The following is a 20,182-nucleotide window of genomic DNA, read 5'->3' as shown; positions in this document are numbered from 1 at the left end:
ACTCTCCATTTCGAAAATATTGCTATTGATGTTTAGCAACTGAAGACTGTTCAGCTACTTTCTTTTGCGCCGCCACCTTCACCGTCGATCCAGGTTTGGCTTTTTGTAAGCCCTCGATGATGACGCGATCACCTGCCTGAACGCCGCTCGTAGCTAACCATTGATTACCTACCGCACGATTCGTTTGTATAACGCGCTGTTCAACTTTGTCATTTGCATCCACAAATAACGCTGTCGCTTGCCCCACAGTATTAAAAGTGACTGCCTGCTGCGGAACCAGTAAACCCTGCTGGTCTATGCCAACCTCTAATAGAGCATGGACAAACATTCCCGGCAGCAGTAAATCGTTAGGGTTATTAAATAACGCTCGTAATGTTACTGACCCCGTACTTTTATCCACACTGATATCGGAAAACTGTAATTTTCCTGATTCTGCATATGCCGAACCATCTTCTAATTTTAATGATACAGCTGCGCTATCTTTATCCACTTTTTGCAACAAACCCTTTTCCAAATCTTGTCGCAATCGCAACACCTCTCGGCTGGATTGCGTAACATCAACATAGACAGGATTTAGCTGTTGCACTGTCACCAATAATGTCGCTTCACTTTGACGCACATAAGCGCCCTCGGTGACTTGTGATTTACCAATGCGACCATCAATTGGCGAGCGTACTTCGGTGTAACCCAAGCGAATTTTTGCTGCATCCAATACTGCCTCTGCTGCTTTTACATCAGCCTGAGCTTGTTTGTATGCGGCATTGATATCATCAAAATCTTGCTGACTAATGACATGTTTTTTTATCAATGCGCTAGAACGAGAAGCTTGCGATGCACGCGTCGCGAGATTCGCTTTGGCACGCGCCAGAGCAGCACTCGCATTATTAACTTCCGCTTGATACGGCGCAGGATCGATTGCGTAAAGCAGTTGCCCTACTTTGACATCACTGCCTTCTACAAATTCACGCTTCAGTATCACGCCGTCCACGCGCGCACGCACTTGCGCAACACGAAAGGCTGAAACACGCCCTGGCAGTTCTTCGGTAATTTGCACAGCCTGTGGCTGAATAACCACAACAGCAACTTCTGGCGTCGCTGGCGGCGGCATGGTTGGCTTTTTATTGCAGCCCACCAAACTAGCTATTAAAAAAAGGCTTCCTGCCAGTTTGATTGACGCATCTGTCATGAAACAACCTCTTTTATCTTTCATTCATTGCAAGAACACTAACCGACACCATTGCTGACCTGCGCGGGCAAAAACATCGCGAGGCTGCTGCTTGGGTAATTGTTTTGAAAAGCCCGCATATTCTGCAAAACCTGAACGCGACTGCTTCAAACGCGCCCACCAAGTGTCCGCAGCAACAGGGATCAAAAGCCCAAACGGCGTGGTGCTATTGTCGTACCAAACAACGGAGTTGTAACTGACGGGTTCCCGAAAACGCAACGACAATCTGGCGTAGCTGTCATCACTGCCACGCACATCTCGTTCAGCAACGGGTGTTTGACATGCGGAAGAGGTACTCAATTCTGTTAGCAGCGGAATGTTATTCCACGCAGATTCAGCATAAGGCCCTACATGTAATATGCGTAAATAACCCGCTTCTTTTTCTAAGGTGTATTTTGAATCCTTACCTAAATGCGAACGAGAAACCGTCGCTTGAATAGCCGATAAGTGCTTTTCCAACCCCACCACTAACGCAAGGTGCGCATCACGCGTACGGTTGCCGGTCTTTAACATTGCCTCGTGATACCAACCGATGTTTGGCAGATAAATAAGCAGAAGCAGCAAGGATCCCACGACCAAACGAGCATTGCGCCAACGCACACTTGCAGATAGCCACAACACAACACCTATCCAAAATAACAACACGATATTTTGGTACCGCAGCGCATAGACATTGTCCCAGAAAAATATACGACCAACGGCAGTAACAGCACTAACGCCATAGCCAAACAACATCAGAGATAACCCCAACCACGCTACAGCAGAAAATTTTGTGCCGTACAACAAGCTGCGACACCACATCCTTATCGACGCCATTAACAACACCAAAACTAAACTTGGAGCCAACCATGACACCCATACAGGCGCATGCAGAGGACCTTCTGTCGATAATTGAAACGACAACGGGTTTGACAAGTACCACAACGGAAACTTAATCAGCGTTAGCCCACAGAACAGCATGAGCTGCTTCCATGATGCTTGAGCAAGCACGCTGACAGGTCCACCTCCCTCTTCCGGCATCAACCGATAAAAGTAGACAAATAAATAGGCAATAAACGCCAAGGTGAATATCCCTATTTTCTGCCACGAAACACGCAAGCAAATAAGCAACAATATTTCTATTGGCCACACAACCAAGCCAGAAAAATTATTGAGACTAGCAAAAAAAACCAATACCCACGCAGCAAACAATGACTGACTGCTGACCGATGAACTTTGCAAAATAAAACTCAAGGACAACACAATCGAACCAGTCACTAAAAACCATTGCACATCAAATGTATGCATAAAGTTGAACACTTGAGTAATGTTCAACAAACAGAAAACCACACCCACTAGCACAATGCTGCGTTGTTGCGCAGAAAATGAAATATCTCTCTGCAACACAGAACGCACACTAAAAAAAATTAACAGCTGCATGGCAAAAGAAACCACCAGTAACAATAGATTGCTACCAGCAAACCACTTCAAATCCGCGACCCAAAGCCAACGCGATATCAATGGGCGATGCGAAAAACCGTACTGCTCCCAATAATCGGACCAACTCGCCGTTCCATGCATGGCTTTCTCAAGAAAGGGCATCACTTCCCACATGTCACGCCACGGCCCACGCCACTGACTCACCGCCAAGGTGTACATAGCGGCCATACAACACAACGCAACGATCAATGCATAGGCAAACCACCAGCACTGAACAGCAGTGTTCCAGCGCATATCGCGCAACCCAAAACGCATTCCATTTACCTCAAGCAACAAGGAGCAGCAATCTCAGGTATTGTATGCAAAAAACTGTGCTAATCTCGCGGTGAGTTCTAGCACAACCTACTGCATCACCAAGGACAGTGAACGCACATGAAAGCCATTCCGATTGCCAATTACCCACAAGACATGGCCAATGCCTTTATCAACGGCATTGCTTTTGTGAATGAAGTGCGCACGGTGGATAAAAATCAGCTAGATGTACTGATGAAAAACGCCTGCTTTATGGAATTTGATAGCGGAGAAATTTTGCTCACCGCAGGCAAAGCAGGTCGCCGCTATTCTTTTTTGCTAAAAGGGCAATTATCGGTTTATCCCGACGATGACACTAATGCACAAGCCATCAACCAACTCACACCAGGGCAAAATTTTGGTGGCTTATCTATCATTTGCAAAACGCGTCGCACAGCCACCATCGCTGTAAGCCCCAACTGCAAAACAGCATTGATTTTATCGCTGGATTTGGTGGGTCTGGGCGAGCTGCACGACTTCAGCGTTTACACACTGCAAACTAAACTCGCGCTGTATCGCGCCATCGTCAACAACACGCGCTGGCAATTAGAGCTGTACAAAATGGATTACCCCACTCATCCACTCACCGTGCGCGGACGCTCTATTGATGTGTACATTGGGCCGCGCAATACGACGCAAGAATTGGAAAGCCTCGATCGACAAGCGCATCAATTGGTCGAGATGATTGTGGAATGGAATCAAGCACTGCTCGCGCAGGAAACGATCAATGAAGGCGGCACTTGGCTGTAAGTTTTTCGCGCATAAAAAACCCGACAATGTCGGGTTTTTTTATTTCAGTGCTGCAAAAATTACAGCGCCTTTTCTAACTCTGGCAATGCAGCGAACAAATCTGCCACTAAGCCGTAGTCAGCCACTTGGAAAATCGGCGCTTCTTCATCTTTGTTGATTGCAACAATCACTTTAGAGTCTTTCATACCTGCCAAGTGTTGAATCGCGCCTGAAATACCGACAGCGATGTACAAATCTGGTGCAACGATTTTACCCGTCTGACCAACCTGCATATCGTTAGGTACAAAGCCCGCATCAACTGCTGCACGCGAGGCGCCAACTGCTGCGCTCAACTTGTCTGCGATGCCATCCAACAGATGGAAGTTTTCGCCAGAACCCATGCCACGACCGCCAGAGATAACGATTTTGGCAGCCGTCAATTCAGGACGATCGCTCTTCGCAATTTCTTCGCTCACAAAGGAAGAAGTACCGGCATCTTTTGCGACAGCAACCGCTTCAACAGCAGCCGAGCCACCGGTTGCGGCAACCGCATCAAAACCTGTGCTGCGAACAGTCAACACTTTGATTGCATCAGAAGATTGCACAGTAGCGATAACATTGCCCGCGTAAATAGGACGCTGGAAAGTATCCGCACTAACTACCGCTGTGATTTCAGAAATTTGCGCAACATCCAACAACGCTGCAACGCGCGGCAGAATATTTTTGCCGCTAGAAGTTGCAGGTGCCAAAATATGGCTGTACGCCTTGCCTAATTCCGCAACCAACAGGCTGACATTTTCTGCCAACTGATGTGCGTAAGCAGCGTTGTCTGCCACTAAAACTTTGGCAACGCCATCAACTTTTGCTGCTGCCTCTGCAGCGGCTGCGCACTGACTGCCAGCAACCAATACATGAATGTCTCCACCGATCGCTTTTGCCGCAGCAACAGTGTTCAGAGTTGCGCCTTTCAAGCTGGCGTTGTCGTGTTCAGCAATAACAAGCGTTGTCATAATCAGATCACCTTCGCTTCGTTTTTCAATTTATCAACCAGCGTTGCAACATCTGGCACTTTGATACCCGCTTTGCGATCAGCAGGCGGCTCAACCTTGATGACTTTGAAACGCGGTGCGATATCAACACCCAAAGATTCTGGTGTCACGGTATCCAATGGTTTTTTCTTCGCTTTCATGATGTTAGGCAGCGAAGCATAACGCGGCTCATTCAAACGCAAATCAGTTGTCACCACTGCAGGCAAGTTCAAGCTCACAGTTTGCAAACCGCCATCAATTTCACGCGTGACCGCAGCTTTGCCGCCTTCTACTTTCAATACAGAAGCGAAAGTGCCTTGTGCCATACCAGCCAACGCAGCCAACATCTGACCGACTTGGTTGTTATCGCCGTCGATAGATTGTTTGCCGAGAATCACCAAATCTGGCTTCTCCTGATCAACAACCGCTTTCAATGCTTTTGCTACGCCGAGCGGCTGCACTTCAGCTTCGGTTTTGACCAAAATGGCGCGATCAGCACCTAAAGCCAATGCAGTGCGCAAGTGTTCTTCTTTATCACCGATAGAAACAGCAACGATTTCTGTCGCCAAGCCCGCATCTTTCATGCGCACCGCTTCTTCTACAGCAATTTCACAGAATGGGTTAACGGCCATCTTGACATTGGTCAGATCGACACCGGTACCGTCCGCCTTAGGGCGAACCTTCACATTTGCGTCAGCGACGCGTTTGACTGCAACCAGAATCTTCATGGATTCTCCGTTCGTGTTGAAGTGGACAAAAAAAGAAGGAATGCGGCGAATATCGCCTGTTTTTACCGTTTTTAAGGCGCGCGTATGTTGCCCGCTGATACCCGTAAAATCAATACCCAAAGCTCACCCACCCTTGGCGGCTCGTTTACAAAGTGGTCATGGCTTGACTCACCGCAGCTTTATGGGTAAAAAAGTGGCTCGGTCGCCTCCTATGGCTGGGAGCGCCGCATAATAATTACAACAGCACCCGCTGCGAACAGGATTGCAGTGGTGCATGGAAGATAGATTGATGAGGGCTGTATCATGCCAACAGGCACAGTGAAGTGGTTCAATAACGCCAAAGGCTACGGTTTTATCTTGCCCGATGGCGGTGGCGAAGACCTTTTTGCACATTTTTCCACCATTACGATGGATGGCTATAAAACACTCAAGGCCGGTCAGCCGGTTAGCTATGAAATCACGCAAGGTCCGAAAGGCCTGCATGCGACCAACATCGCAGCCGCTTCTGCGCCAATACGCTCGATGGAAGCTAGCTGAACTATAAATGATGCCCCAATAAAAAAGCCCGCTACCAGAGCGGGCTTTTTCGTGGAACAAGCACAATTACATATGCTTGATCATCTCATCGCCAAACTGTGAGCAAGACACCAGCTTTGCGCCGTCCATCAAGCGCTCAAAGTCATAAGTGACGGTTTTAGCTTGAATCGCACCGTCCATACCCTTGATCACCAAGTCTGCTGCCTCTGGCCAGCCGAGGTGGCGCAGCATCATTTCAGCCGAGAGAATCAATGAGCCTGGGTTCACTTTGTCTTGACCGGCGTACTTCGGCGCGGTGCCGTGTGTCGCTTCAAACATGGCGATGGTGTCTGACAAGTTGGCGCCAGGCGCAATACCAATACCACCGACTTGTGCTGCCAGTGCATCAGAAATGTAATCACCATTCAAATTCAGCGTAGCGATCACACTGTACTCTTCTGGGCGCAACAAAATCTGCTGCAAGAACGCGTCGGCAATCGCATCTTTTACAACAATTTTTTTGCCGGTTTTTGGATTGGTGAATTCACACCAAGGTCCTTCGCCGATCAGCGTTGCGCCAAATTCTTTCTGCGCCAACGCATAACCCCAATCACGGAATCCACCTTCGGTGAACTTCATGATGTTGCCTTTATGCACGAGCGTGACAGAAGGTTTGTCATTGTCGATCGCGTACTGAATGGCTTTACGCACTAAACGCTCTGTACCTTCTTTTGAAACGGGCTTCACACCGATACCGCAATCTTGTGGGAAGCGAATTTTTTTCACGCCCATTTCGTTTTGCAAAAAGGCGATTACTTTATTCGCTTCATCTGAACCCGCTTTCCACTCGATACCAGCATAAATATCTTCGGCGTTTTCGCGGAAAATCACCATGTCTGTTTTGTGCGGTTCTTTCACGGGGCTAGGCACACCTTGGAACCAGCGCACAGGGCGCAAGCACACATACAAATCCAATTCTTGGCGCAGTGCGACATTCAAAGAGCGAAAACCACCACCGACTGGTGTAGTCAACGGACCTTTGATAGAAACAACAAATTCTTTAATGGCACGCAGGGTTTCTTCAGGAAACCAATTGCCTTCGTACAACTCGGCAGATTTTTCACCGCAGTAAATTTCCATCCAAGCAATCGCTTTTTTGCCGCCGTAGGCTTTGCTCACCGCTGCATCAATGACTTTACGCATGACAGGTGTGATATCCACGCCCGTGCCGTCACCTTCAATAAAGGGGATGATGGGGTTGTTGGGAACATTGAGCGAAAAATCAGCGTTGGTGGTAATTTTGCTGCCGTTGGTAGGCACTTGGACTTTCTGATAGGTCATGGGTTGCTCCAATGAAATACACCTAGAGAAGTAACGCCCTCGTGAGGCGATAACTGCAAAGGATTATATACGAGCCCCTTCCCTTCTTGTAGATTTGCTACAAAACCTACGAGCAAAATCATCTTCCATTTGATTTAAACACTTATGAGCCGATTGATACTGTTCAATAAACCCTATGGCGTGCTGTCCCAGTTCACGGATGAGCAAGGACGCGCCACGCTAAAACAGTTTTTTACTGAGGACAGAATCTACCCTGCTGGGCGTTTGGACTTTGATTCTGAAGGCCTGCTACTCCTGACCGATGACGGCAAGCTGCAACAACGCATTAGCGATCCTAAATTCAAACTACCCAAAACTTATTGGGTACAAGTGGATGGCGACATTACCGACCACGCCATCAGCCAGCTTTGTAAAGGCGTGCAGTTAAAAGACGGTTGGACACGACCTGCGAATGCGCACCGCATGGCAGAGCCTGAAAATCTATGGGCGAGAAATCCGCCAATTCGCTATCGCGCTGCCATTCCCACCAGTTGGCTTGCTTTAACCATCTCAGAAGGACGCAACCGACAAGTGCGCCGCATGACAGCCGCTGTTGGCTTTCCAACACTGCGATTGATACGCCATCAAATTGGCGAGTGGTCGCTGGACGATATGCAGCCTGGTGAGCACACTCAGGTTCTAGTAAAGCGACCATGAACTATCTAACGAACCCATTTCGGAACTTGTCTGCCCTGCAACGGTCTCTCTGGCATTCGTATTGAGACACCGCTGTGAGGTCGTCATGTCTGATTCCGCATCCACTCCTTCAAACCTGCAACAACAATTTATCGAACGCAGACTATGGCTGGAGACACGCATCCTCGGTCAATCCGCGCTGATTGAACGCTTGCTGATCGCCCTACTCGCTGATGGACACTTGCTCGTCGAAGGCGCCCCTGGCTTGGCGAAAACCAAAGCCATCCGTGAATTAGCGAGTGTGTTATCTGGCACTTTTCAGCGTATTCAGTTCACGCCTGATCTTTTGCCTTCTGACATTACCGGAAGCGACATTTATCGCCCTGAGGAAGCACGCTTTGAATTTCGCAACGGCCCTATTTTTCACAATTTAGTGTTGGCGGATGAAATCAACCGCGCACCCGCCAAAGTGCAAGCGGCGCTGTTGGAAGCCATGGCAGAACGGCAAGTGAGTGTCGGCAATCAAACTTACACATTGCCGCGCGTTTTTTTGGTGATGGCGACACAAAACCCTATCGAACAAGAAGGCACTTATCCATTACCCGAAGCACAGTTGGATCGTTTTTTAATGCATGTGACGGTGGATTACCCCAACGCCAGCACAGAAAAATCGATTTTGCAGTTAGCGCGCAATGAAGCAAAAACAGAAAACACTGAAACCGCGCCAACGCCCTTACATGAAGCGGACTTATTAATCGCGCGCAAAGCTGCGCTCAATATTCACATGGCGGACAGCGTGGAAGAATATTTGGTGCAAATTGTGCTCGCCACACGCCAACCTGAAAAATACGACGCATCACTGGCGCGTTTGATTGAATACGGTGCCAGCCCGCGTGCGACCATTGCACTCGATCGCTGCGCTCGTGCACGCGCTTGGTTAGCGGGGCGCGATTTTGTTACGCCGGATGACATCAAAGCTTTAGCGCCGGATATTTTGCGCCATCGCATCATTCCCAGTTTTGAAGCCGAAGCAGAAGGCCACAGCGTTAACAGTCTCATCCAACGCTTGCTGACTTTAGTGCCTGCTGTTTGATTGTATTTTTCTGATCGTCATGAACGTAGAAAGCGCGCATAACAACACATCTCTCAGCGCATTGGAGCCGCGCGGCGCACGCATTCAGTTGCGTGATTTACTGCGCTGGCGATTGGCAGCACAGTTCATTCCTCTAGAAAATAGAAACAACAGCTCACAATTAACAGGCAATAGAAGATCAACGCTGCGCGGTCGCGGCATCGACTTCGATGAAGTGCGTATTTATCAGCCCGGCGACGATGTACGCACGATTGATTGGCGTGTCACTGCTCGCACCGGGAAAATGCACACCAAAATTTTTCACGAAGAAAAAGAAAGACCAGTGATCTTGGTGATTGATTTGCGCAGCACAATGTTTTTTGGTTCACGGCGCTGCTTCAAATCTGTTTTAGCAGCGAATGCTGCTGCCCTGCTCGCTTGGGCAGCACTCGCCGCTGGCGACCGCATCGGCGCACTCCTTGTCACTGACTCAGGCATTATCGACATCAAACCGCGTCGCAGTCGCCATACTTTGTTGCAAATTTTTCGGCAAATGCTGGCGCTGGATGAACAACATGCCAGCAACACTTTTGCAGCAGATACCACAACACATTGGCAACACGCGATGCATCAATTGCGCAGCATGACTCGCCCCGGCTCCTGCATCATTATGCTCAGTGATTTTCATGACTGGAACACAGAGTGCCAACAAGCACTGCACCCCGTTGTGCGACACAGCCAATGTTTTTCTATTTGCGTGCAAGACGCTCTCGAGCAGCAATTACCCGTGATTGGTTTGGTCAGCGTGCGCGCAGGCCAGAAAAAAACAACCATAGACACACTGAATGAGAAAATACTTTCTCGTTATCAACAAGCAACACAACGGCAACAACAAGCCGTTAAAGTCGCTATGCGTACGCTAAAAGTTCCACTACTCGCACTACAAACCGATACGGCTATTTTTTCTCATTTACGCTCTTTTTTTTCACATCAAGTTTCGAGAGAACGCGATGAACAGTGATCCACTGGCCAATCTCAAACCGCTGATTGCACCACCACCAATCTCTTGGTGGCCGCTCGCGCCTGGCTGGTGGGTGCTAGCTGCACTCATTTTATTACTGCTTATTGTGCTCACCATCTTTATATGGCGCCGCTTACAGCATCATCGCAATACAGCGTACCAGCGCGAAGCGCTGCAATTGATTGCACTGACACACACCATGCCCACGCAACAGCAACTGCCACTCTTGGCCGAGATACTGCGTCGCGCAGCAATTTGTGTTTGGGGGAGAGAAACCGTTGGTTCAATTAACTGGATTGAGATGATGCAGCACACTCAAAACAGTTACAAACAGCGTCACCCTAAAAAAACATGGCAGCCTATATTGGATGAACAATCTTGCGAACTGTTAAACCATCACCTCTACAGCGGTGCAACACCTGACACAGCTGCCATGCATAAATTGATCGAACAAGCACAAAAGTGGCTAACCTCCTTGCCACCTGTGGGGCGATAACTGTATGTCAGCATGGTTTGATTTTTTACAAAATAGTGATAACAGTTTTGTTCTGCACTGGCCTTGGCTGTTGTGTTTATTGCCATTGCCTTTTTTTGTACGCGGCTTTACTAAAGCACAACAACACCAGCAAGCGGCGCTGTATTTTCCTGCCATTGAAACGCTACTCACAGCGCAAGATGGGCAAAATATCAGCATAAAAAAAACTGAACGCGCATCGTGGTGGCTGTGGCTCATTTGGCTTTGTCTGGTCATAGCTGCTACACGACCACAGTGGTATGGCGAGCCAATCAGTACGCCAACTTCTGGGCGCGATTTGCTATTGGTGGTTGATATTTCCGGCAGCATGCAAACGCAGGATATGGAATTAAATGGCGAACCCGTACAACGCATTGATGCTATCAAGAAAGTAGTGAGCGATTTTGCTAAACGACGCGAAGGTGACCGTGTCGGCTTGGTACTTTTTGGCAGCAAAGCCTATCTACAAACCCCTCTCACTTTTGATCACGCAACCTTGGTGCAACAACTACAAGAAGCACAACTCGGTTTTGCAGGAGAACAAACGGCGATTGGTGATGGTATTGCTTTATCTGCCAAGCGTTTAGAAGGCAACGGTCAAAAATACCGTGTAATGATTTTATTGACCGATGGCGCCAATACCGCAGGCTCACTGACACCGCTACAAGGCGCAGAGATTGCACAGACTATGGGGATAAAAGTTTATACCGTAGGCATTGGTGCTGATGAGATGACTCGCCGTACTTTTTTTGGTGTACAGACCACCAATCCTTCACAAGATTTAGATGAAAAAACACTGACCATCATTGCAGAAAAAACCGGCGGCAACTATTTCCGTGCGCGCAGTACGGAGCAACTAGAAAAAATCTATCAACAATTAGACAAACTAGAGCCAATTACTGGAAAACAAGAAGTGATGCGCCCTGTGAGCGAATGGTTTTATTGGCCTCTCGCCATTGCCCTGCTCCTTAGCTTTACCATCAGCATAGGCGCACTGTGGCAGCGATACATAACAACGAGATATCAGCATGCTGCTTGAGTTTCTTCAATTCAATTTTTTGCATTGGATACGCCCTCAATGGCTTTGGGCCATTCTGCCTGCCACTATCTTTTTTTTCTTACTCGCCCACCACAAAAGCCGAGTCAATCAATGGACAAAAGTTATCGACAATGATCTTTTACAGGCACTGTTAGAAAAAACCACAACATCAACACATTCATGGCCACTCTATACATTGTTGAGCGCATGGATACTGAGTATCGTTGCTTTAGCTGGCCCGAGTTTTTCCAAAACAGAACAGCCTATTTTGAAGAGTGCAGACGCCTTAGTGGTGCTACTAGATCTCTCCCCTTCCATGTTGGCAACGGATATAAAGCCCAGCCGCGTGCAAGCTGCGCACTTCAAAATTCTAGATTTATTGCGCGAACGCAAAGAAGGCTATACCGCATTGATTGCGTATTCCGGTAGCGCACATGTTGTTGCACCATTATCCGATGACGCTGACACCCTTGCAGCCTTAGTCAACACACTGGATCCATACATCATGCCAAAAATTGGCAGCCGCACGGAAGACGCCATCGCACAGGCGATTCAGTTATTACATAACGCAAAATTTAATCGTGGTCGCTTGTTGTTAGTCACTGACGGCGTAGCGCCTTCGGCAGCAGAAAACATCGACAACCAGCTAAAAGGAACAAATATCACACTCAATATTATTGGTATTGGCTCTGAAGAAGGCGCACCTATCGCATTACCCAATGGAGGTTTCATCAAAGACAAACAAGGAAACATTTTGATGAATCCATTGGATAAAAATACGCTGCAAAAACTTGCTGCAGCTAATGGCGGCTATTACAGCGATTTGCGCAGCGATGATGCTGACATCACGCCACTCATTAAACCAGCAGACTTATCCTCTATCACTAATGAAAAACGCGATACCAAACGCAATATAGAAAACTGGCTCGATAGTGGTTATTGGCTAATCTTCCCCTGTCTTTTTTTCACTCTATTATTTTTTAGACGCGGCGTACTATTCAGTCTATTGCCTCTCATTTTTTTCTTTCACACAGAACCCACCCAAGCTGCATTACCAAGCACATGGGATGATTGGTGGCAAACACCGGATCAACAAGCTGCACAAGCCCTGCAAAAAGGAGATAGCAAAACTGCCGCAAAAAAATTTGAAAATCCACAGTGGAAAGCCTATGCCGAGTATCAAAGCGGACAACACAAAGAAGCTGCTGAACATTTTTCCAACAGCAATGACACCAATTCTCTGTATAACAAAGGCAATGCACAAGCAAAGTCCAATGATTTACAAGGTGCCATCAAAAGCTATGACGAAGCACTTAAACAAAATCCAAAACTTGACGACGCTATTTTTAATCGCGATTTAGTAAAAAAATTATTGGACCAACAGAATCAGCAGAACCAACAAGATCAACAGAACCAGCAAGATCAACAGAACCAGCAAGATCAACAGAACCAGCAAGATCAACAGAACCAGCAAGACCAACAGAACCAGCAAGACCAACAAAGTCAGCAGGATCAACAGAGCCAACAGAACCAGCAAGATCAACAGAACCAGCAAGATCGTGATGAACAAAAACCATCACAAGAAAACACTCAGGCAGCGACATCAAACATGAGCAAAGAAGAAAGAGAAAAACAGCAAGCAGCCAAGCAAATGCTTAACGCTGTGCCCGATGAACCAGGTGGGTTATTGCGCAATAAATTTGAGTACTACTACCAGCTACAGCAACAACAACCACGCGCAACACAGAGCGACAACGGTGAAGAACGATGGTAAGCAATAAATTTTCAATCCATGTAGTTGCAACGCGCGCACTACATTTTCTTTTTTTGATTTGCTTTAGTGGATCACTTTATGCGGGCACACTGACAGCTACTGTCGATAGCACACAACTCAGTCGCAACGAAACACTCACACTGACGCTGCAATACGACGAGCGCACTAGCGATAAACCAGACACACGCGAATTGGAACAGTCTTTCAACATTAGAAGGCAAGGCTCCAGTTCTAGCATGCGCATTATCAATGGCGACTATTCCTCTACCACCACTTGGGAATATGAACTTTCCCCCAAAAGAACCGGCAAATTGCTGATACCCAGTTTCTCTATTGGCCAAGATTTTAGTGAGGCTATCAGTATCGATGTCGCTGAAAAATCTTCAAACGCCACACAAACGGATCAACCGCTATACACAGAAACTTCTCTCGATAAAAAACAGGTTTATAGCCAACAACAGGCCATCATCACTTGGCGATTGATCTCTCGTATGGGCGCACCGCAAGTACGACTTGCACCACCTCAAATTAGCGGCGTGTTAATACAAAATTTAGGTGATCGTAGCTTTCAACGCACAGGTTCTAACGGTAGGTCCGAATGGGTTATCGAACTACGCTATGCCATATTTCCTCAACAAAGTGGCAGCATCACTATTCCTTCGCAAACTTTCCAAGCGTTTGTTAATCAACCGCAGCACCACAGCTCCGGTTTTATTATCTCTACACCAACAGAAATTACGCGCGACACGGAAGAACAGCAATTAGAAGTGCTATCACCTCCTGACACACAAGGAAAAAATTGGCTGCCCGCCACTTCACTTGAAGTGATGCAACAAATCACAGGCTTAAATTCAAATACGCAAGCAACGGTTGGCACAGCTTTTACCCGCACAGTACGCACACGCGCCAAAGGATTGAGTGCCGAGCAACTCCCTGCGTTTGATATGCAGGCGAGTAATGTCAAAGCTTATCCAGAAAAACCTTCATTCGAAAATAAAGCGGGGACGCAAGGCAATATTGGTACGCGTGAAGATCGCGCAGCCATCATCGCCACACAACCGGGAAAACTCGTGTTGCCTGCTGTACAAATTCCTTGGTATGACACAGAAGCCGCACAATGGCGTACGGCAGAATTACCGGAATCAACCATCGAAGTGCTACCCAACCCCAATGCGTCAACACAACCGCCACCAGCCAGCACTCCTCCTGTAGTGCCATCCACCGTTCCCGATACTTCAGAGCCCGCCGCCATCCCCGCCGCCAGCGCTCCTCTGCCCCATTCCTCAAGTAACTCGACTGCAAGCACCGCTCTGCTCTGGCCTATTGCCGTCGTGGTGCTGTTGCTCAGTTTGATATTGCTTGCTGTGTATACGCTTCGTCTGCAACTCCGAGTGCGCCAACAGAATATTGGTGAGCTACCGACCACTTCCAGCAATTCAACATCAAAGCAAGCCACTATTAACGAGCGAGATATCGAGCAAGCCGTACAGCACGCGGACTACCACACCGCTTATCGTTTACTTTCGCAATGGACGCATCAACTCAACGCGATGGATAACCCCAGCATCCAAGCAGCCTTACAAATAATAGAAAAGCACCTCTACGGCAATGGCGCTGCTCCTTCGCCTGATGCAATACAAGCGTTATTCGCACAGCTTGCGCAACAAAGCAAAGCTGCCGTTAACAACAAGACCACAAAGCACAGCAAAGAAATTCAACTAGGTGATCTCTATTGATATCGGCTTGCTATTGATAAAATATCTCTCGCACTGAGGGATTCAATATGCGTGCCTTTCTAGGGCAGGTAAAACAAAAACTCACTACCTATGCATTTCGCCACGGCACACGCTTGGTGGATTTAGAGTGGTATCGCTCAAAAACGCCTATTCACGGTTTTTTACGGCGCTTTCCATTACTTCATTACTACCTATTTGGCTCTCGTTCAACAGCGCAATGCTATCCACTATTTGATATCGAATACTTTGCAACGCAATGCAAACAAGCCAATCTCCCTATCCCACAAAAAGTATTAAAAACTTATTTAAAAAATAAAAACTATTGGCGCATTAACCCGCATCCATTATTTGATGCGGACTTTTATATCGGACAAATGAGAGAAGCAATTAATCAATCACCATTGATGCACTATATCAACGGCGGCCACCTCCATCATGACCCGCATCCTCTGTTTCAACACACATGGTATTTCATCAGTTTTCCTGGATTAAAAAAACTAACGCAGCACTGCCCATTACTGCACTATATAAAAATAGGCTTTAGAAACAATCCATCAACTCACCCTTTATTTCACGCTGATTTTTATGCGAAAAATACAGGGATACCGCTAGCTGACCAAAAGACCACAGTTAATGCACTCATGCATTTTGTTACATCAACCAACCCATCACTCTCTTGTCATCCTTTATTTGACTTAAACTTTTATCACGAACAAAAAGACCATCATCAACAGCATGTACAGCCAGCCTATCTAACGATCAAACAATACTTGCTACAGCCAGACTGTTGGGCATACAGCACACATTTACTCTTTGATGCTACATTTTATTCCTCACAACCATCAGGGAAAAAAACAGAGAAATCTCCACTAGAAGAATACATTTCACACAACTTCCATATTAGAAACCCTCATCCTCTTTTTAATACACGCTGGTATCAGGGGAGAAAGAAAAATATTCTTCAATTTACGGGACAAGGTCGCGTACCACTGGTACATTTTGTTCTAAATGGCTACCGCATGGGTGAATCACCCTCACCATTGTTTGCATTGCAGTGGTACAGAAATACCTATATGCAAGGACGGGTCGACGACACAAATCCTCTCATTGAATTTATTACACAGGGTGAGGCTGTAGGTAATCGTCCAAATCCGCTTTACCCTACCAACTGGCAAGAATGGCTGCTCAAAAAATACAACAGCACAACACTGGCTGAGTATGCACAAAAGAACCCAATTAGGGCGCAGAACTTTCACAATAGGATCAGCGACGCCTTCTCTACGCCTTACATCAACAACAATAACAACGAGGCAAAGAGTTACCTGATACTTTTCACACCAAGGTCTGGCAGTAGCTGGCTAACAGATATCATCACGCAGCAGAAAATACTAGGGCGCCCAACAGAATGGTTTAATCCAGATTTAATACAGTCAGCCATGAATGGCTTATCTCGAAAGACATACAATATCCACGAGTATTGCCAAGAATTACAAAACACTCACAAAAGCCCAGAGGGGTATTTTGGCGCGGAGCTCACCGCATCCCACCTGTCTTTACTAACTGATCTTGTCGATATTCAATCAACATTTAACAATCCGGCATACATTCTTTTACTGAGAAAAAACATTATTGCGCAAGGAATATCCCTACACTTAGCAACAACAACAGGATACTTCCACGCAACCAATACCATCAACCAAGATAACCTAGCCGAGTACAGTGAAGTAAAAATAAAAAAATGGGTCAACGAAATAATAAAAGATGAAAAATATTTTCATCAATTTATAAAGAGAAAAGAAATTGACTTTTTGATGCTGTGGCACGAAGACATCAAAGCCAACACTCAAAACACTATCAGTGCTGTATCAAACCACATAACGAACGGCTTACTATCCACAACATACGAACCAGAAAGCGCTCATGCAAAAATAGGCAGCAGCATCAATAAACAATTTGAAGAGCGGTTCCGAGATGAAAACAAAGCATTTATAGACAACATAGATAAACAACGCGCTAATTTATTTGGCACAGAAACATCACTCAATACGCAAACACATCAAATATCATGAAGAAACACTTAGCTCGTTATTTTTTTGTCTTAACCCTGCTGCTGGTACACGGTCTATCAATAGCGCAAACCTCGACCACAACCAACACAGCCGCACCTAAGCCAGCAGAAACAGACAACACATCACAGCAATCCATTACTCTCACAAAAATCGCTGACCAAGCACTGACCACACAAAGGCTTATCGAAAAACTCAAGCCTATCGTTGCTCAACCGCTCGAATTTGAGGAGCTTAATGACAAGCTGTTACAGTTCAAACAACAACTATCTTCACTACAGACTCAGACAACAAGCATCATTAATGATAGAAAATCCAGTATCGACCAAATTCGTGCCACGCAATCACAGTGGAAATTCTTCAAGGATCAACTCACCAAACATCAGCAAAAAGTGCGCGAGCGCAGCTCTGAGCTAGAGTCTGCTATTGCGGAACTCACCTCTGATGAAGCCAACTGGAAGCAGACACAATCACAAATCAAATCAACACCTGACTTAAATTACGATGGCGCAAGCCTTAAAACATCAACAACGGCGATATCCTCTCTACGCAAGCAATTATCTATCACACTGCAGGAGGCAATTACTCTTGAACAAGAGTGGCAAGAGCTCATTGATTTGTGCGATGACTCACAGGCATCACTGAAAAATGATGAAAGCTATCTACAAAGTAATTTATTAAAAAATATCCAGCAGCCTATCTGGGCGCTTCAAATCAGTGATTTCTCTACAGATAAGTCAGCCACACAATCCTTGGATCTACAAAATAAATTATTGAGTCACTATGGAACTCGTTATCTAAAACGCCTACAGATCATTGTTATTTTATTGATTGGTTTCGTATTTTTTCTTCACCAGTTGAGAATATACAACCTTAAAACCTATCAGAATCATACTGGTATCAGGCTAAAACTACCTCTGCTAGAACGCCCTTTTTCTGCTTTCATTGCCGTTACTATTTTCTGGGCATTGGTTCTACTACCAAGCCCACCGCCAATACTAAAAGGCCTATTGCTGCTGTCTTTGATCATACCGATAACACGCCTAGGCATTCCCAGCTTACCCAACTCAGAAAAACCACTCGCTTGGCTAGTCACGGTATTTTTTGTACTGACTGAGCTCTCCGCATTAACCACTACAATTCCTGCACTACAACGCCTATGGGGATTGTTCTGTGCCGCAGCAGGACTCCTAGGATGCATTTATGTTTTAGCTCGCACATCAAAAATTGAAGGTAAAAAATCCTCTTTTTGGAAGGCTCTGCGCCTATCTCTTTGGCTAGCACTTTTTACTGCACTGATTGCCATGTTGGGCAATATTTTTGGCGCTATCGTACTCTCTCAATTCTTAATTACCGGTATTGCCTATGCAACTTTCACTGGCTTGAGTCTCGTCGTATTTGCAGGAATTCTAAATGATATGGCTGTTGCTGCCATTTACATGCCAACCAGTGAAATCAGCCATCTCATTAGCAGCAATCGCTCTTTACTGATTCGATATTTTAAAAAGCTAATCACTATTATTTTTTCTATTTTCTGGGTTTATTTTACGCTGTCACAATTTGCTTTATGGGACAGCATTATTGCGCTCTGCACAGCACTACTATCAAAAAGTTTCTCAGCTGGCAGTATTTCGGTATCTGTAGGTGATTTTTTATCTGTCGCCGTCACCATTTGGCTTTCCTTCAAAATATCTCAGTTACTGCGTTTTATTTTGATCGAAGATATTGCCCCTAGAACAAACATGGTGCGTGGCGTACCCGAAGCCATAGGAACGCTATCGCACTACTTCATCGTTTTAGTCGGATTTTTTATTGCCGTCAGCCTCACAGGCATTGATGTTTCCAAGTTGGCCATTATGGCAGGCGCGCTAGGTGTTGGTATTGGTATTGGCTTGCAGGATGTTGTAAATAATTTTACATCCGGATTAATTTTATTATTTGAGCAAAACATTAAACAAGCTGACACTATTCAATGTGGCAGTATTAACGGCCAAGTTATGCACATCGGTTTGCGCTGCAGCATTATCCGCACATTTGACGGCGCAGAAGTTATTGTGCCCAACGGAAAATTGGCCTCTGAACAAGTGATCAATTGGACGCGATCCAGCCAAGAGCGCCGCATCACTATTCCTATTTCCACCACTCAGAGTGCGGACGCCAATAAAGTTATTGAAACCCTGCTGCAAGTGGCGAAAAACAACAGAGATATTATTGATACACCACCAGCCATAGCCTTGTTGCTAGGTTTCGGTGCCGGCACCATGAACTTTGAACTGCGTGCATGGGTTAATAGTAGCGAATCTATTGGAGAAATTAATAGCAAGCTCTGTGCAGCAATTGCTAAGGCATTTGCTGACGCAGGCATACTCATTCCTTTCCCACAGCAAGATATTTATATCAAACAAATACCTACTACGAGCCAGTCGCTATAGATTCTACTGATTGGTAGATACCAATAAACGCGCTTCAGCCAGCCCCGGCTGCCTCTCTTGCCTTGTGATTTCCAACTGATTGAGCTGAATATTCTGTTGATTCAGCGCTGCCAGCCAGCGCATTAACATATCGAACTCGGCGCCTTCAATCCATAAACGCAAGCCACTCTCGTCTTGTGGTTGAAACCGCTTAAACGCTATGCCAAATGGTTTCGCATAAGTCGTCACTAAATTAATGAGTGACGCGCCTTCATCTTCACTATTTTTTTCTAATTTTTTCTTCTTGACACTGGCTAACTCTATTAATTTATTGTGATTGGCATCCATCCACCTGCTATCTTCTAAAGTCTTCTCATAATATGTCAATGCGGACTTTTGATAACTCGATGACCATGATAATGACAGATAAATAACCGCCAAAGCTATTGCACAGCACATAATCAACAGCGCACGCTGATCACCGGCAGGCAGGTTATCTATTTTTTGTTTTGTTTTGTCTATCCAAACATTTACCAT

The 20,182-nt window shown here is 46.2% G+C and carries 17 protein-coding genes; 11 read left to right on the top strand and 6 right to left on the bottom strand.

All coding sequences use genetic code 11. The annotated features are described in order from the left end of the window. Nucleotides 1–22 precede the first annotated feature (22 nt). A complete protein-coding gene (locus tag R3E63_09125) occupies nt 23–1,186 on the bottom strand; it encodes an efflux RND transporter periplasmic adaptor subunit (protein ID MEZ5540084.1) in 1,164 nt (387 codons plus the stop codon). A gap of 24 nt (nt 1,187–1,210) precedes the next feature. Beyond that, complete coding sequence (locus R3E63_09120) at nt 1,211–2,959, bottom strand: hypothetical protein (GenBank protein ID MEZ5540083.1); 1,749 nt, start codon at nt 2,957–2,959, stop codon at nt 1,211–1,213. A gap of 117 nt (nt 2,960–3,076) precedes the next feature. Here R3E63_09120 and R3E63_09115 point away from each other — a divergent pair, with 117 nt between their 5' ends. After that, the gene (locus tag R3E63_09115; protein ID MEZ5540082.1) at nt 3,077–3,745 is read left to right on the top strand and encodes a cyclic nucleotide-binding domain-containing protein; all 669 of its coding nucleotides are present in this window, start codon (nt 3,077–3,079) and stop codon (nt 3,743–3,745) included. Nucleotides 3,746–3,804: 59 nt separating this feature from the next. Here the strand turns inward: R3E63_09115 and R3E63_09110 are convergent, their stop codons facing one another. Both R3E63_09110 and R3E63_09105 read right to left on the bottom strand, forming a co-directional pair. Then, nucleotides 3,805–4,734: an FAD-binding protein gene (locus R3E63_09110; protein ID MEZ5540081.1), complete on the bottom strand. Its 930-nt coding sequence runs from the start codon at nt 4,732–4,734 to the stop codon at nt 3,805–3,807. A gap of 2 nt (nt 4,735–4,736) precedes the next feature. Further along, nucleotides 4,737–5,480, bottom strand: coding sequence for an electron transfer flavoprotein subunit beta/FixA family protein (locus tag R3E63_09105; protein MEZ5540080.1), 744 nt, complete (start codon nt 5,478–5,480; stop codon nt 4,737–4,739). A gap of 303 nt (nt 5,481–5,783) precedes the next feature. Here R3E63_09105 and cspD point away from each other — a divergent pair, with 303 nt between their 5' ends. Continuing rightward, complete coding sequence (gene cspD, locus R3E63_09100; protein ID MEZ5540079.1) at nt 5,784–6,017, top strand: cold shock domain-containing protein CspD; 234 nt, start codon at nt 5,784–5,786, stop codon at nt 6,015–6,017. A 66-nt stretch (nt 6,018–6,083) separates the two neighbouring features. Here cspD and icd read toward each other — a convergent pair whose 3' ends face one another. Beyond that, complete coding sequence (gene icd, locus R3E63_09095; protein ID MEZ5540078.1) at nt 6,084–7,337, bottom strand: NADP-dependent isocitrate dehydrogenase; 1,254 nt, start codon at nt 7,335–7,337, stop codon at nt 6,084–6,086. A gap of 144 nt (nt 7,338–7,481) precedes the next feature. Here icd and R3E63_09090 point away from each other — a divergent pair, with 144 nt between their 5' ends. The 9 genes from R3E63_09090 to R3E63_09050 all read left to right on the top strand — a co-directional run bounded on the left by R3E63_09090 (nt 7,482) and on the right by R3E63_09050 (nt 19,666). Then, nucleotides 7,482–8,033: a pseudouridine synthase gene (locus R3E63_09090; GenBank protein ID MEZ5540077.1), complete on the top strand. Its 552-nt coding sequence runs from the start codon at nt 7,482–7,484 to the stop codon at nt 8,031–8,033. 85 nt (nt 8,034–8,118) lie between these two features. After that, nucleotides 8,119–9,105 (top strand): MoxR family ATPase, encoded by a 987-nt coding sequence (locus tag R3E63_09085; GenBank protein ID MEZ5540076.1) that lies wholly within the window; start codon nt 8,119–8,121, stop codon nt 9,103–9,105. A 19-nt stretch (nt 9,106–9,124) separates the two neighbouring features. Then, a complete protein-coding gene (locus R3E63_09080; protein MEZ5540075.1) occupies nt 9,125–10,105 on the top strand; it encodes a DUF58 domain-containing protein in 981 nt (326 codons plus the stop codon). Continuing rightward, nucleotides 10,095–10,601, top strand: coding sequence for a DUF4381 domain-containing protein (locus tag R3E63_09075; protein ID MEZ5540074.1), 507 nt, complete (start codon nt 10,095–10,097; stop codon nt 10,599–10,601). The genes R3E63_09080 and R3E63_09075 overlap by 11 nt, the downstream gene beginning before the upstream one ends. A gap of 4 nt (nt 10,602–10,605) precedes the next feature. Next, nucleotides 10,606–11,658: a VWA domain-containing protein gene (locus tag R3E63_09070; protein MEZ5540073.1), complete on the top strand. Its 1,053-nt coding sequence runs from the start codon at nt 10,606–10,608 to the stop codon at nt 11,656–11,658. Next, nucleotides 11,648–13,432 (top strand): VWA domain-containing protein, encoded by a 1,785-nt coding sequence (locus tag R3E63_09065; GenBank protein MEZ5540072.1) that lies wholly within the window; start codon nt 11,648–11,650, stop codon nt 13,430–13,432. The genes R3E63_09070 and R3E63_09065 overlap by 11 nt, the downstream gene beginning before the upstream one ends. Next, nucleotides 13,426–15,168 (top strand): BatD family protein, encoded by a 1,743-nt coding sequence (locus tag R3E63_09060; protein ID MEZ5540071.1) that lies wholly within the window; start codon nt 13,426–13,428, stop codon nt 15,166–15,168. The genes R3E63_09065 and R3E63_09060 overlap by 7 nt, the downstream gene beginning before the upstream one ends. Before the next feature lie 47 nt (nt 15,169–15,215). Further along, a complete protein-coding gene (locus tag R3E63_09055) occupies nt 15,216–17,237 on the top strand; it encodes a Stf0 family sulfotransferase (protein ID MEZ5540070.1) in 2,022 nt (673 codons plus the stop codon). Beyond that, nucleotides 17,234–19,666, top strand: a complete 2,433-nt coding sequence (locus tag R3E63_09050; GenBank protein MEZ5540069.1) for a mechanosensitive ion channel — start codon at nt 17,234–17,236, stop codon at nt 19,664–19,666. The genes R3E63_09055 and R3E63_09050 overlap by 4 nt, the downstream gene beginning before the upstream one ends. Nucleotides 19,667–19,669: 3 nt before the next feature. On the opposite strand, the gene gspM is transcribed toward R3E63_09050, so the two are convergent. Next, nucleotides 19,670–20,182: a type II secretion system protein GspM gene (gspM, locus tag R3E63_09045; GenBank protein ID MEZ5540068.1), complete on the bottom strand. Its 513-nt coding sequence runs from the start codon at nt 20,180–20,182 to the stop codon at nt 19,670–19,672.

It is taken from the genome of Pseudomonadales bacterium (assembly GCA_041395665.1).
Lineage (GTDB): Bacteria > Pseudomonadota > Gammaproteobacteria > Pseudomonadales > UBA7239 > UBA7239.
The sequence above is the reverse complement of the archived record's forward strand: the minus strand, read 5'-3'. Positions and strand labels throughout refer to the sequence as shown.